Origin of the sequence: Sphingomonas paeninsulae (assembly GCF_003660165.1) — a bacterium.
Taxonomy (GTDB): domain Bacteria; phylum Pseudomonadota; class Alphaproteobacteria; order Sphingomonadales; family Sphingomonadaceae; genus Sphingomonas_O; species Sphingomonas_O paeninsulae.
Genome location: NZ_CP032829.1, coordinates 2,365,874 through 2,378,388 on the forward strand (window position 1 = coordinate 2,365,874; position 12,515 = coordinate 2,378,388).

The 12,515-nt window shown below is 57.5% G+C and carries 16 protein-coding genes and 1 tRNA gene; 10 read left to right on the top strand and 7 right to left on the bottom strand.

Annotated elements, in window-relative coordinates:
• The first annotated feature begins 1 nt into the window (after window position 1).
• The 8 genes from D3Y57_RS17060 to D3Y57_RS17095 all read left to right on the top strand — a co-directional run bounded on the left by D3Y57_RS17060 (window position 2) and on the right by D3Y57_RS17095 (window position 5,313).
• Window positions 2–1,003 (top strand): NADPH:quinone oxidoreductase family protein, encoded by a 1,002-nt coding sequence (locus D3Y57_RS17060; RefSeq protein WP_205590157.1) that lies wholly within the window; start codon window positions 2–4, stop codon window positions 1,001–1,003.
• Window positions 1,004–1,066: 63 nt separating this feature from the next.
• Window positions 1,067–1,390, top strand: coding sequence for a DUF1476 domain-containing protein (locus D3Y57_RS17065; RefSeq protein WP_121154518.1), 324 nt, complete (start codon window positions 1,067–1,069; stop codon window positions 1,388–1,390).
• Window positions 1,390–1,623 carry a BolA/IbaG family iron-sulfur metabolism protein gene (locus D3Y57_RS17070; protein ID WP_121154520.1) on the top strand — a complete coding sequence of 78 codons (234 nt, stop codon included), beginning with the start codon at window positions 1,390–1,392 and terminating at the stop codon, window positions 1,621–1,623. The genes D3Y57_RS17065 and D3Y57_RS17070 overlap by 1 nt, the downstream gene beginning before the upstream one ends.
• 10 nt (window positions 1,624–1,633) lie before the next feature.
• Entirely contained in the window at window positions 1,634–1,957 is a 324-nt protein-coding gene (gene grxD, locus D3Y57_RS17075) for a Grx4 family monothiol glutaredoxin (RefSeq protein WP_121154522.1), read from the top strand.
• A 303-nt stretch (window positions 1,958–2,260) separates the two neighbouring features.
• Window positions 2,261–3,133: an MBL fold metallo-hydrolase gene (locus D3Y57_RS17080; protein WP_239025908.1), complete on the top strand. Its 873-nt coding sequence runs from the start codon at window positions 2,261–2,263 to the stop codon at window positions 3,131–3,133.
• Entirely contained in the window at window positions 3,126–3,806 is a 681-nt protein-coding gene (locus tag D3Y57_RS17085; RefSeq protein ID WP_121154524.1) for a DUF4230 domain-containing protein, read from the top strand. The genes D3Y57_RS17080 and D3Y57_RS17085 overlap by 8 nt, the downstream gene beginning before the upstream one ends.
• 61 nt (window positions 3,807–3,867) lie before the next feature.
• Complete coding sequence (gene nadA / locus D3Y57_RS17090) at window positions 3,868–4,854, top strand: quinolinate synthase NadA (RefSeq protein ID WP_121154526.1); 987 nt, start codon at window positions 3,868–3,870, stop codon at window positions 4,852–4,854.
• A 138-nt stretch (window positions 4,855–4,992) separates the two neighbouring features.
• Window positions 4,993–5,313 (top strand): hypothetical protein, encoded by a 321-nt coding sequence (locus D3Y57_RS17095; RefSeq protein ID WP_121156114.1) that lies wholly within the window; start codon window positions 4,993–4,995, stop codon window positions 5,311–5,313.
• 1 nt (window position 5,314) lies between these two features.
• Here the strand turns inward: D3Y57_RS17095 and D3Y57_RS17100 are convergent, their stop codons facing one another.
• Window positions 5,315–6,055, bottom strand: a complete 741-nt coding sequence (locus D3Y57_RS17100; protein ID WP_121154528.1) for an energy transducer TonB — start codon at window positions 6,053–6,055, stop codon at window positions 5,315–5,317.
• Between the two features lie 58 nt (window positions 6,056–6,113).
• On the opposite strand from D3Y57_RS17100, the gene nadC reads away from it, so the two are divergent.
• A complete protein-coding gene (nadC, locus tag D3Y57_RS17105) occupies window positions 6,114–6,968 on the top strand; it encodes a carboxylating nicotinate-nucleotide diphosphorylase (protein WP_121154530.1) in 855 nt (284 codons plus the stop codon).
• Window positions 6,969–7,014: 46 nt separating this feature from the next.
• On the top strand, window positions 7,015–7,665 hold the full coding sequence (locus D3Y57_RS17110) for a ribonuclease T2 family protein (protein ID WP_239025909.1): 651 nt from the start codon (window positions 7,015–7,017) through the stop codon (window positions 7,663–7,665).
• A gap of 2 nt (window positions 7,666–7,667) precedes the next feature.
• On the opposite strand, the gene D3Y57_RS17115 is transcribed toward D3Y57_RS17110, so the two are convergent.
• From D3Y57_RS17115 to D3Y57_RS17145, 6 genes are all read right to left on the bottom strand, one after another.
• A complete protein-coding gene (locus D3Y57_RS17115; RefSeq protein ID WP_239025910.1) occupies window positions 7,668–8,093 on the bottom strand; it encodes a DUF4112 domain-containing protein in 426 nt (141 codons plus the stop codon).
• A 63-nt stretch (window positions 8,094–8,156) separates the two neighbouring features.
• A complete protein-coding gene (locus tag D3Y57_RS17120) occupies window positions 8,157–9,635 on the bottom strand; it encodes an ABC transporter substrate-binding protein (protein WP_121154534.1) in 1,479 nt (492 codons plus the stop codon).
• Window positions 9,636–9,923: 288 nt separating this feature from the next.
• Window positions 9,924–10,418, bottom strand: coding sequence for a hypothetical protein (locus D3Y57_RS17130; protein ID WP_121154538.1), 495 nt, complete (start codon window positions 10,416–10,418; stop codon window positions 9,924–9,926).
• 77 nt (window positions 10,419–10,495) lie between these two features.
• Window positions 10,496–11,503 (bottom strand): hypothetical protein, encoded by a 1,008-nt coding sequence (locus D3Y57_RS17135; protein ID WP_121154540.1) that lies wholly within the window; start codon window positions 11,501–11,503, stop codon window positions 10,496–10,498.
• 420 nt (window positions 11,504–11,923) lie between these two features.
• Window positions 11,924–12,010, bottom strand: a tRNA-Leu gene (locus tag D3Y57_RS17140).
• Between the two features lie 180 nt (window positions 12,011–12,190).
• A complete protein-coding gene (locus D3Y57_RS17145) occupies window positions 12,191–12,469 on the bottom strand; it encodes an integration host factor subunit beta (protein ID WP_121156118.1) in 279 nt (92 codons plus the stop codon).
• Window positions 12,470–12,515 lie beyond the last annotated feature (46 nt).

Sequence of the window (12,515 nt, forward strand, 5' to 3'; positions counted from 1 at the left end):
CGTGAAAGCCTTGTTGTCGTTGAGTGCCGGTGGTCCCGAAACTCTGGTGATGAGCGAGGTTCCCGAACCTGTTGCCGGTCCCGGCGAACTGCTGGTGGCGGTAAAGGCCTGCGCGATAAATTATCCCGATGTGCTGATTATCGAAGACAAGTATCAGATAAAACCGGAGCGCCCATTTGCCCCCGGCACTGAAATTGGTGGCGTGGTTGAGGCGGTGGGCGAGGGCGTCACGGGCTATGCCATCGGCGACCGTGTAATCTCGGTTACCGGTCATGGTGGTCTTGTCGAAAAAATCGCCATCGCTGCAACGTCCGCCTATAAATTGCCCAAGGAACGCAGCTTCGAAGAAGGCGCGGCCTTCATGCTGACCTATGCGACATCGATACATGCACTGGTCGACCGCGGCAGGTTGAAAGAGGGGGAAACCCTCCTCGTTCTCGGTGCTGCGGGCGGGGTAGGACTGGCCGCCGTCGAACTGGGCCGCGCGTTCGGTGCCCGCGTGATCGCCGCCGTTTCGAGCGAAGAAAAAGCCGCTGCTGCCCGAAAAGCCGGTGCGCATGACGCGATCATTTATGGCCGCGGGCCGTTCGACAAGGATCAGTCGAAAGCGCTCGCTGAACAGTTCAAGGCCGTTATCGGCAAAGACGGCGCGGATGTTATCTATGACGCGGTGGGCGGCGATTATTGTGAGCCTGCCCTCCGCTCGATCGCATGGGAAGGACGCTATCTGGTCATCGGCTTTCCTGCGGGCATCCCGCGACTGCCGCTGAATCTGACACTCCTGAAAAGTTGCGACGTTTGCGGAGTTTTCTGGGGAGCGTTTGCAAAACGTAATCCGGCCGCTCATGACGCCCATATGACGCGCCTTTTCCGGCTTTGGGCGGCGGGTGAGATTGCTCCGGTCGTGAGTGCGGTCCTGCCGTTCGAACAGGGTGGAGAGGCCATTGCCCGTATGGCGCGGCGCGAAGCGATCGGAAAACTGGTCGTTAAGGTAGCGGACTGACATTGCACCTGCGCGTCGCTCTGCCTATCTCTGCCTTCACACTGAACTGCGACGAGGGCCGCCATGACAACATTCGACGATCGCGAACGCGCGTTTGAAACTAAATTCGCACGCGATGAGGACATGGCATTCCGCATAACCGCCCGCCGCAATCGCCTCCTCGGCGTATGGGCTGCCGAATTGATGAATCTTACCCCCGAAGAAACAGGCTCTTATGCGACAAGCGTCGTCCAGGCTGATTTTGAAGAATCAGGGGACGAAGATGTCGTGCGCAAACTGCTCGGAGATATGCTGGCAGCGGGCGTTGAGATTGACGATGCGAGCATCCGTGAGGCTTTGACGAGCAAAACTATCGAAGCGCGTCGCCAACTGATGACGGCCGAATAATGCCGATGGCAGCCGCTGATATCGAATCGATGATCGTTGCAGCGATTCCCGATGCTGCGGTAGAAATTACCGATCTGGCGGGTGACGGCGACCATTATGCGGCGCGGGTCATCTCGGCCAGTTTCGTGGGAATGCCACGCATCAAGCAGCATCAGGCGGTTTATTCCGCGCTGGGTGGGCGTATGGGCGGCGTCCTTCACGCACTTCAACTGACCACAGCAATTCCCGAATGAGGAAATCATAATGACCGACGACAGCCAGGCACGCATCGCCCAACTTGTAAAAGAAAACGAAGTCCTGCTCTTTATGAAGGGCACTCCATTGTTCCCGCAGTGCGGATTTTCGAGCAAAGCTATCTCGATCCTCGATCATCTCGGCGTTGATTATGGCACCGTGGATGTGTTGCAGGATCAGGGCATTCGTCAGGGCATCAAACAGTTCAGCGATTGGCCGACCATCCCCCAACTGTATGTGAAGGGTGAATTCGTCGGCGGTAGCGATATTATGATGGAAATGTACGAAGCGGGCGAGTTGCACACTTTGTTTGCAAAGGGCGCTGCTGCCTGAGCGGAGCTTTCCGACTTAAGCAGCTATTTGGTTGGAAAGGCCGGGTCTGATTTGAAGGTCCGGGTGAGGACGGGCCGGTTCGCGAGACTAGTGTAGCGAAACCGACCCGTCACTCATTTCGGTGGGGGACACCACCTATAGGGACACAAACCTATATGCAGCGTCCGTGCCAGTTTTAAGAAAGCACGCAAGCCCGCCCCATACGATAGCTAACAGAAATTAACCTTGGTGCGATGTGTCAAGAAATCCGACACATTCGAGGGGTAAACGTCAAGGATTGCGAACCTGCGCCGCAGTCGCCACATGATGTTCATGGAAATTCAGGCCACCGACATCGCACAAACCCTTAGCACTTTGGTCCGTCGCGTTCTTGCGGCGAATCCATCGCCATTTACGTACACGGGTACTCAGACTTACGTCGTCGGTACCGGCGACGTGGCGATCATCGATCCCGGCCCGGCAGATCCAGACCATATCGCGGGTATTCTGGCGGCGACCGCAGGGCAGCGGATAACGGCGATCGTCTGTACGCATACTCATCGGGACCACAGCCCCGGTGCCAAGCCGCTGGCTGAAGCGTCGGGGGCTCCGATCATCGGGTGCGCCCCATTGATGCTGGAGGACAGCGGCCCCCGCGCCGATGCGTCTTTCGATCCGAACTATGTCCCCGATCGTGTGCTGTCCGATGGTGAACGGCTGTCAGGCGTTGGCTGGACGCTCGAAGCGGTTGCGACGCCCGGCCATACCTCCAATCATCTTTGCTATGCCCTGATCGAAGAAGGTGCGCTGTTCACCGGCGATCACATTATGGGATGGTCTACCACCGTCGTGTCGCCCCCAGACGGCGACATGGCCGATTATATGGCGAGCCTCGACAAGCTCATCGCCCGAACCGACGCCATTTATTACCCTGCACACGGCGAACCAGTTACGAACCCCCAGCGCTTTGCCCGCAGCCTTGCTGGGCATCGCAAGCAGCGGGAAGGCCAGATCCTTCGCCTCGTCCGGGACGGGGTTGGCGTGATCGAGGACATGGTCCCGCGTATGTATTCGGGGATCGACAAGCAGTTGTATCCGGCAGCGGGAAGGTCGGTGCTTGCGCACCTGATCGATCTTGAAAACCGGGGCAAGGCAGTGCGTGATGGCGTCGCATGGCGAGTAGAAGCCATTGCCTAAGCCTCTGGTTTTCATTGTTATCCTCGCTGTTTTGGCCTTTGGCGGATACGTCGGTTACGAAAAATATGTCGAGCGTTATACTGTTGAGCGCGACGACACGCTTGTCCTGTCCAAAGTAGTCACTGCGACATTTGCAAAGGGTAGTTCGCTGAAAGTGGGCACATTGTCCGGGACGGTTCAGGCCGCCGCGACGGATGTGCGCGGCTTTGGCCTGCTTAATTCGGATCAGGTCATCAAGGCGCCGTATTCGGTCGATTATTTTGTCGATCTGTCGCGCCTTTCACTTCAGAATTACATCTGGAACCCGAAGTCCCGTACGCTGTCGATCCGTGTGCCTGAGGTAACTGTCGCTCCCGCAAACGTCGATGAATCGAAAATGATGGTGCGTCGCCGGGGTCTGTTCATCACTTCGGCCGCGTTCGATGCGATGAGCCGGATTTCCTCTACTCAGGCCGTCAAAGTCGCGCAGGCTGCTGCTTCCAACCCTGAAAATCTGGGCAAAGCCCGCGACAATGCTCGCGTTGCTCTTGCGGCGCTCCTCCGTGCGCCCCTGAACGCCGCGGGAATTGCCGATGTTAACATCGTCGTTCACTTTCCGACCGATGGCGATCGCTCCAACCAGCGCTGGGACGAAAGCCGATCGCTCGCTCGGGTGCTGGAAGATGCACGATGAGGCTTTCCGAACCTCGCACGACCGACTAAATCGACCCCCTGACCACAGGATCGCACCGTCAATGAACGCAATTACCGGAACTCTCGCTGGCCTCGACCTTCGTGCCGAGATCGATCGTCTGCGCAAGGAGAAGAACGCCGTTATTCTGGCGCACTATTACCAGCGCCCAGAGTTACAGGATCTTGCCGATTTCGTTGGCGACAGCCTCGACCTAAGCCGAAAGGCGCAGGCGACCGATGCCGACGTCATTGCATTTTGCGGCGTGCGTTTCATGGCCGAAACCGCGAAAATCCTGTCGCCGGACAAGATCGTTGTCTTGCCCGATATGGACGCCGGTTGCAGTCTGGAGGATTCCTGCCCGCCCGCTGCCTTCGCTGCCTTTCGCGCGGCGCATCCCGATCACATCGCGCTAACGTACATCAACTGCTCGGCTGAAGTGAAAGGGCTGTCGGACATTATCGTCACCAGTTCGTCCGCCGAAAAAATCCTGTCGCAGATACCGAAGGATCAGAAGATCATCTTCGGCCCCGACAAGCATTTGGGCGGCTATCTCGCGCGCAAAACGGGTCGTGAAATGCTGCTCTGGCCCGGCGTGTGTATCGTGCATGAGGCATTCAGCGAAACCGAATTGCTGAAATTGAAGGCCCAACACCCCGCTGCGCCGATCGCCGCTCACCCGGAATGTCCGGCGCATATTGTCGAACATGCGGACTATGTGGGATCGACCAGTGGTATATTGGATTACGCCAAGTCCATGCCCGGCGACACGCTGATCGTCGCGACCGAGCCGCATATCATGCACCAGATGGAACTGGCGCTGCCGCATAAGCACTTCATCGGTGCGCCGGGAGCTGACGGGAACTGCAACTGCAATATCTGTCCTTATATGGCGCTCAACACGATGGAGAAACTCTACATCGCGCTCCGCGATCTGGAACCACGCATCGAGATGGAAGAAGGGTTACGGCTGCGCGCCAAAAAGTCGCTGGATCGGATGCTGGACATGGCTGGCGGGACGGTGGGGCAAGGTGATCTCGGGCGGCCATAGCATCCCGAGCGTATACTTGACGACGATCACCCATTGCGGAAGATTGGGGAAGCGATAAGCTGAGAATGTCCGCCGGATGCAACTTTCGGGTTGTTCCGGACGTTCCGTCACCGTCATATGTTGGCTCAGGGATTTAATATGCGCAAAATCATTCTCACACTCGCCGCTCTCGCCGTATCGGTGCCTGCCGCGGTTGTTATGCCAATTGGCCCCGGCGCAAACGTCGCAGAAGCAAGTTCCAAGACTTATCGCGGTCGTGATGGCCGCTATTACAAGCGCACCAAGCGCTGCCGTCATTCGAGTGGCACGACCGGCCTTGTCGCTGGTGGCGTCGGCGGTGCGGTTTTGGGCAACGCAGTCGGCGGCGGCTTGCTGGGTACGATTGCTGGCGCCGGTGCTGGTGCTCTCGGTGGACGTGCAATCGACCGCACGATGACTGCAAAGAAGCGCTGCCGTTAATTTATCTGTCTCCATTGCTGGGTTGTTCGTCTCTTCGAACGGCCCAGCTATGATTCTCCACAATAGTAGACTCAACCGGATGGCCGCGCGCGTCGCGTGACGGGGAATAGCGGAAACGCTCTTCGATCAATCGGCAGGTCGTTCGATCCAGTTCCAGACTTCCCGATGAATGTGTGACCGAGCAACTGGTCACGCGGCCTTTTGTCGTAACGGTATATTCAACGGAAACCGTGCCTCCCACGCCTGCTTCAACGGCGTCGCGCGGAAAATCCGAATCCTTGATACGTCCGCTGCGATGTTCGGGAGGGGTGTCGCCACCGTCGCCGTTGCCGTCGCCATTTCCATTGCCCCCGCCGCCAGTGCCTGATCCTGCGATGGAGGATGCTCCCTGTGAGCTTGCTGCTCCGACACCGGGCGTTTTGGCTACCGCAATCGGCGGCGGTATGACGCGCAACACAGGGGGCGGCGCAACGATCTCGGTCGGGGTGGCGCGCAGTGCGGGTGCACCCGACGCGCCGTTCTTGTGCGAATGCTTGGGCGGAGGTGGTTTTTTTCTCGGCGCAACAGGCGTTTCCGGCATGATATTGAAGACGTTGAGTTCTCGCACCGCGCGTTCAGACGGACGATACCCAAAGCCTGCTAGCAGCGCATAACCAAGAAGCGCGGTGATCGCCCCTGAACCAATCGCGGCAACAATGCGCGGCTTTAGGTGTGTATCGTTCGATCGTTGCAGTGCCAGCATGATAATACAGCGCTTAGCGGGATTGCGAGTTCCCCGGTTCGCACGCTAAGCCGCGCTCATGCAATCAAAAGCCCTGCAACTGGACCGTTTCGACCTTGACGCTTTCGTCGCTGCCGTTCTGGCCGAGGATTTAGGCGATCATGGCGACATCACCGCTGCCGCCGTCATACCCGTCGATGCGCGGTTTTCAGGGGTCATGGACAGCCGCGACGCGATTACCGTGGCGGGATTGCCGCTTGCCGAAGCATTCTTCCGCTCGCTCGATCCCGACGTCGAAATCGAGATATTGGTGGGAGAGGGGACGCAAGTCTCCGCTGGCACCGAACTCATGCGATTATCGGGCAACGCCCGCGCGTTGCTGACCGCCGAACGCTCTGCGCTGAACACCATCCAACACCTGTCGGGTATCGCAACTATGACGCGCACCTATGTCGATGCGATCGCGGGAACGGGGTGCATCTTGCTGGACACTCGGAAAACTATTCCCGGCCTGCGCGTGCTGGAGAAATATGCGACGCGCATGGGCGGTGCAACCAATCACCGGATGCGTCTGGACGATGCCGCGATGATTAAGGACAATCACGTTGCCGTTGCCGGGTCGGTTGGAGAAGCCACCCGGCGCGCCGTCGCAGTGGGTATCTCGCGTGTGATCGTGGAGGTCGATCGCATCGATCAGATTGCTGAAGCGCTCGAAGCCGGTGCAACCCACCTGCTGCTCGACAATATGGACCCCGCAACGCTGCGTGAGGCCGTTAAACTCATCGCTGGCCGTGTGCTCACTGAAGCATCGGGCGGCGTTCGACTCGACACGATCCGCGCGATTGCGGAAACAGGAGTAACCTATGTTTCGGTTGGACGGCTCACGCAAAGTGCACCTGCGGCGGATATCGGCCTGGACTTCGTGCTGGCTTAGTATCGCCCTCCCGGCGTTCGCTCACGCGCAGGCGATCAGCTGTGCCGTGCCCGCAAACGTGCCGCGTCCACACGCCGATACGCCCGACATCCGCAATCCACGTCGCGTCCTGCCGATTGCCAGCTATACGCTCGCGCTCAGCTGGTCGCCGCAGTTCTGCAAGGAAAGCGGCGCGCGTGACTCTTCGGCAATGCAGTGCGGGGGTGCTGGAGCGGGCGGTAACCGCTTCGGCTTCACGCTACATGGTCTGTGGCCCGATGGTTCTGGCAAGGAATGGCCGCAATATTGCAGCGCCGTTCCGATCCTGTCGGAAACAACCATCCGCGCCAATCTGTGCGCCACGCCTTCCGCCCAGTTGCTACAGCACGAATACGCCAAGCACGGCAGTTGTGTGACTGGCAGCCCGGACGATTATTTTAGGCGGTCGACACGGCTTTACGCTGCCATTCGCTATCCCGACATGGATCGGCTTTCCCGCCAGCGAAAGCTGACAGTCGCTTCGTTTACGACCGCATTCGCGCGTGCCAACCGTGGCCTAAACGTTGGGGCAGTCCGCGTAACGACCACCAGGGAAGGCTGGCTCGACGAAATCTGGCTCTGCCTCGACACCGGCTTTCGTTATGAACGATGCACGCAGGGCGGTGGTGCCCGTCCGGGTACTCCACTCAGGATATGGCGTGGATCCTCGGCGCGATAATATTAGCCATCGATGATTGCGGTGCCGGGATGATGCCGGTCGAGGTGCTTCTTGATGATTTTCAGGTTGCGCGTATTCGATCGGAAGAAAAAGTCCGGCACCGCCCCGATAAACGGGATTGCGCCTAACAAGGCGTTCAGGCCGACGTTGCCGGCCATTCGGACGTAAGCGTTCTTTGGCATCCCCAGGTTGCGGGCTTCCCACACCATGTACGCGCCCATAGCCGCTCCTACGATGTCGCCGCCGACGGGGATGAGGTCGAGGATGAAGTCCAGCCCGAACCGCTGTTTGGTGCCGGGAACCACGAACAACCCCTCCAGCAATCGTTCCATCGCCTCGATCCGTTTGCGGACGGAGGCAGGGTCGCTGCCACCGACGCCGATCTTGCGGCTCAGGGTTTCAAAATCGGGCATTTTCGCATTGACCATATTCGTCTCCAGACGACACATATGGGGAGAGAACGCACCGATACCAAACAACACAGGTAATGGTTAGTTCCGCTGCAGTCGGAGTTCGGCGAGCGGATGGACGGCAAAGCTGTTTTCGTGAAAGCCGGTTAGTGCAAAATCGACCAGAGACCAGCGCACGGGCCATGCCAGCGGGATATATGCCGCGCCTTCGGCCGCCGCTGCGTCCGCGGTCGCGATCTCAATCGACCGGTGGACAAGATCGGGAGCGATGCGCGATGCCTTCAGCGCCGCGTCCGCCGTCGCGGCACATGGCAGCCCCGCCCCGCATCCCGTCCGCGTCAGGTACCAGTTCGCGCTGGCATTAGGAGCAACCTCGTCGATCAGCCGCAAATCGGCATTGGAGGCATCATGGTCAACGCGAACCGCGTCGAGCCCGACTGCGCGCCAGTCCGCGGTGATCCGAGCGAACAGTATTTTCATGCCCGGCCCCTTTGGCAGAGCAATGCGCAGAGGTGCGGGCGTGCCATGAGTCGCAACCCACGCCGTAATCCGGCGACGAGCCTCTGCTTGCCGATCAGTCAGCGCCGCCGCGCTCCAGCTCGGCGAAACGGGGGGCTGTGCACTGTCCAGTTGCGCGGGCAACAGCCGATCAATCGCCCGCCAGCGCGCAATGCCGAAACCTGCCACCAGCGTGTCTCGGTCGATCGCCATCGAGAGTGCCGCCCGCATACCGGCATCCTGCATCATGGCGATCTCTGGCACGACCGCCAGTCCAAACAGCCCTTCTGCGGGATCGAACCGTATCATGCCGGAACGAAGCTGTGCTGCCTGTGCGATCGGCCAGTCTCCCAGTGTTCCACCGGTCACGAACCCGCCTCGCTGCGCCATGAACCGGGCAACCGCGATCCCGGCCCGTTCGCCGCGCATTACGACCTTGGCGATCGGGGGCGGTGTTACCACGTCGGTTTCCGGATCGTTGTCATCCTTCACCGAGTGCAGGATAATCGCATCGTGTTCGTTGTCGGCCATCACCCACGGTCCGGTTCCTGAACCGCGATTACGGATCGCGAGTTCGGGTTGTGCCAGCAGTTCCAGCAGGTTCGGTCGTGGAGCCTTCAGCCTGATTTCGACGACGTGGTCGGTCATCCCGACCACAGTATCAATGGCGGCCAGCAGCGGCTTCAGGGCATTGTGACTTCCGGGCGCGATCGCGCGGTTCAGGCTGGCCGCGACCTCGCTCCCGGTCACCTCTCCGCCGTTGGCCCAGCGCAGTCGCCGCAAACGAAAGATGGCGCTCAGCCCATCTTTGGTGAAGGTCCAGCTTTCGGCCAGAGCTGGCTCAACCTGACCATTGGCATCGAAAGCGACCAGTCCCTGACGGGTGGTACGGATCAGTTCGGCATCCGGACCGGTCAATAATGTCCGATCGGGGTCGGCGATGCGGGGTGCGGTGCCGATAACGCTGGCAACCAGCACATCGTCAGCCCCGCGCCGCCCACATCCATTGAGCGTCAGGCAGGCAATCAGGAGGGCGGCGTGAATCGTGCGTTTGGCGATCATGACGAAAGACTATCAGAACGAGCCGACGTCCGTAACTCAAAGCGTGCTGAGATTGCCGGGCTGATCGGATCAACGCCCGCTGACAGTTTGCCGGACGGGGCAACGCGTGATGCCGAAAAAAGCCTAGATCAATTTGGTGCGGACGGCGGGACTTAAGATTGCCCTAAAAACTTTGAAAAACTGCCAATTTTGGCATCTCGTTTCGTCTCCGATACCGTCAACGATACCGTCAGGTGTCGTTTTACGTAACTGGGAATGCAAAACTGATTTTTGAGTGAGAATTAACTATCAATGCGGTTCTCGCCCCTCGTTATCTTCGAGGTTAGTAATTTTCCCGAAGTCGGGATGATTTGAAAAAGAAGTTCTCACTTCAAGTGATACCGGTGCGCGATCCGTCGTTGCTCGTCGCGCTTCGGCAACGGCAATTTTGTGACGCACCTCCAAAGTGCGCCGTAGCACTGCAGGGATCTGTCCAGTTCTAAGTGCTATTAATACGATCACGGCCACTACGACGGCTTGGCCTAATCGCGGCAAAATTGTGACCGTTAGAAGCGGTATCTTGGACAAAAATGGTGGCGGTGCCGTTGCTAACATTACGAGAGCGACCACGGCGATACCCACACTTCCAAAAATTAATAGGAGGGCGTCCATAGCTGCCCCGATCTCACGCTCGAGGTCATCGACGGCGCTGACTGAACGCCCACTCGCAGTCATGCTGCCGATCAAAAGTGAAATAGTCGGAAGAATGCTGGCAGATACGAGACCCAAAAACGTTACCAGCATTCGCCCAGACTCGCCTAAAATCACCCCCGGCGAGAGCGCTGCTCCACAGGCCAGTCCGGCGGTCAAAAGCGCCTTCTCTATCCTCCGAAGTTGCAATCGATTTTCCCGTTAACTGCCCATTCTTTCAGCGCGTTCACAATCTGTTCCATAGCATCTGCGGGATCAAGAAGCGAGCCGATACTTGCGATGGTTCGTTGGGTAGACAGTTTCACGATTCCGCCCTTTTCACTTCCATCGCCGCGCATACCGATATCTGCCGGGTCGATGTTTCGAAGCGCCTCGTTGATGGTAGCACGCGAAATCGGCTTTTTCTTGTGTTTTGCCTTGATTACTACGCGGAAGAAACCTTCAATCCACCCGTCGTTTGGCACTTCGGCACGAAGGCTTTTTATTGCTTCGACACCCCAGCCGAGTGTGCGGAGTACGTCGAAGACTGTGGAGCCTTCTTCGCGTTCCTGCGCTGCTTCTCGCTCGACAATTCGGCTTGCTCGTTCTGTAGGGTCGTGTGGCTCATTGCCACGATTGGGTACGGCTGAAACAGTCAGTTCCGAAGACTCGGAAAGCTCTTTTCCATCTCCCGTCAAAAAACGACTATTGAGAATTATAGCCTTTCCCTGATCAAGCTCCCCTGCGTTCTGTAATAGCGACGTCAGGTAACGCTCCAGCGTTCTACCTCGTACTTGCTGTCCCTCGATCATTCCGACGTGATTGCCGATGACCGCAAAGTACAGGGCGCCTTTGAGAACTCGAGCTTTGTCGCCGATATTTAGATTGTGAAGAACAAATTCTGCTGTATCGTCCTCGAGCGATTGCATCACCGCTTGGACATCAGAGCCCTCTTGGAGATGAATCACTTGTCCTGCAAAGACAGGTCCATCCCAAGAATCAGGATTCGATAGTTTATTTAGGATCACAAAACTTTGATCCTGATCGAGATCTAGAATACGCAATTTGGCGTTTTCCCCAACAACCACGCCTTCACGTTTCCTGCGAAGGATATCGACGATCATCGATTTGAGATCAAATCCTTCCCAAAGATCTTCTGTCTTTAAGTGTCGATATTGAATTGTGTATTTCTTCGACATTTAGCCCCCCTAATGTGTGGTGTACCATGCATGGCCTTAAAGGAATGTCGAGAGCATTTCGTGACGGTCGCAATACCTTGGTAAAATGACGGTCTTTGGTGCGGCCTGTCCTTTTAGTAATTCGCTTCAAATGATGAGTGCCGCAACAGGCAAAACAACCAAATTTGTCCACTTAATATGAGTGGTGCGCAGCTTGGGACACGAACCCAAACTCCACTCAAATCGTTGGCACGAAAAATTATCTAACGATTCAAATTGCTTGACCGGATAGGGTAATTTCCTCCGGTGACGGTATCGAGATGTCTTATCTGATCGATACCGTCATAAAATACCGTCAATGGTCAGCGGCACTGCTTTTGGAGGTTTTTAAGCTGTTGATATTAGTTGGTTTATTTTTTCGTATTTCCGTAAAACTGTAACTGGTGCGGACGGCGGGACTTGAACCCGCACTTCCATAAGGAAAGCAGATTTTAAGTCTGCTGCGTCTACCGATTTCGCCACGTCCGCACAGGCGGGAAAATAGCTGCCCGCGTGGGCGGACAAAAGGGGCGGACTAGCCCCGCGTCAAGCCCTGTTTGAAATGTATTTGCTATAGGGAGCAGCGGCGACAGATTGGCGAACGATATCGCCAGCCTAATGTCGGCCGATGGAAAGCGTCAGAAGAACGAAAGCGACCGAATAAAATACTCAGACGTTCAAACGTGCGCGCATTTCTTTACCGGGTTTGAAATATGGTACGCTCTTGGCGGCGATATCGACCGCATCGCCCGTTCGTGGATTGCGACCGACACGTTCGGTGCGTGCGCGACTGGAGAAGGCTCCGAAGCCGCGGAGTTCGACACGGCCGCCTTTGGCAAGCTGCGCGGAAATCTCATCGAAAAAACATGAGACAATCTTCTCGACATCGCGCGCGGCGAGGTCGGGATGCTCTGTCGTCAACAGTTCAACGAGTTCAGAACGGATCACGACACTATCTCCATGCATCGCCGAAAGTGGCGACTTGATTTACATC

What these genes read in the sequence shown, in the direction of transcription:
- D3Y57_RS17135 (WP_121154540.1), bottom strand. Translation starts at nt 11,503, where the DNA reads ATGTCGAAGAAATACACAATTCAATATCGACACTTAAAGACAGAAGAT.
- D3Y57_RS17115 (WP_239025910.1), bottom strand. Translation starts at nt 8,093, where the DNA reads ATGGTCAATGCGAAAATGCCCGATTTTGAAACCCTGAGCCGCAAGATC.
- D3Y57_RS17095 (WP_121156114.1), top strand. Translation starts at nt 4,993, where the DNA reads ATGCGCAAAATCATTCTCACACTCGCCGCTCTCGCCGTATCGGTGCCT.
- nadA (WP_121154526.1), top strand. Translation starts at nt 3,868, where the DNA reads ATGAACGCAATTACCGGAACTCTCGCTGGCCTCGACCTTCGTGCCGAG.
- D3Y57_RS17070 (WP_121154520.1), top strand. Translation starts at nt 1,390, where the DNA reads ATGCCGATGGCAGCCGCTGATATCGAATCGATGATCGTTGCAGCGATT.
- grxD (WP_121154522.1), top strand. Translation starts at nt 1,634, where the DNA reads ATGACCGACGACAGCCAGGCACGCATCGCCCAACTTGTAAAAGAAAAC.
- D3Y57_RS17130 (WP_121154538.1), bottom strand. Translation starts at nt 10,418, where the DNA reads ATGCTGGTAACGTTTTTGGGTCTCGTATCTGCCAGCATTCTTCCGACT.
- D3Y57_RS17120 (WP_121154534.1), bottom strand. Translation starts at nt 9,635, where the DNA reads ATGATCGCCAAACGCACGATTCACGCCGCCCTCCTGATTGCCTGCCTG.
- nadC (WP_121154530.1), top strand. Translation starts at nt 6,114, where the DNA reads ATGCAATCAAAAGCCCTGCAACTGGACCGTTTCGACCTTGACGCTTTC.
- D3Y57_RS17100 (WP_121154528.1), bottom strand. Translation starts at nt 6,055, where the DNA reads ATGCTGGCACTGCAACGATCGAACGATACACACCTAAAGCCGCGCATT.
- D3Y57_RS17065 (WP_121154518.1), top strand. Translation starts at nt 1,067, where the DNA reads ATGACAACATTCGACGATCGCGAACGCGCGTTTGAAACTAAATTCGCA.
- D3Y57_RS17080 (WP_239025908.1), top strand. Translation starts at nt 2,261, where the DNA reads ATGATGTTCATGGAAATTCAGGCCACCGACATCGCACAAACCCTTAGC.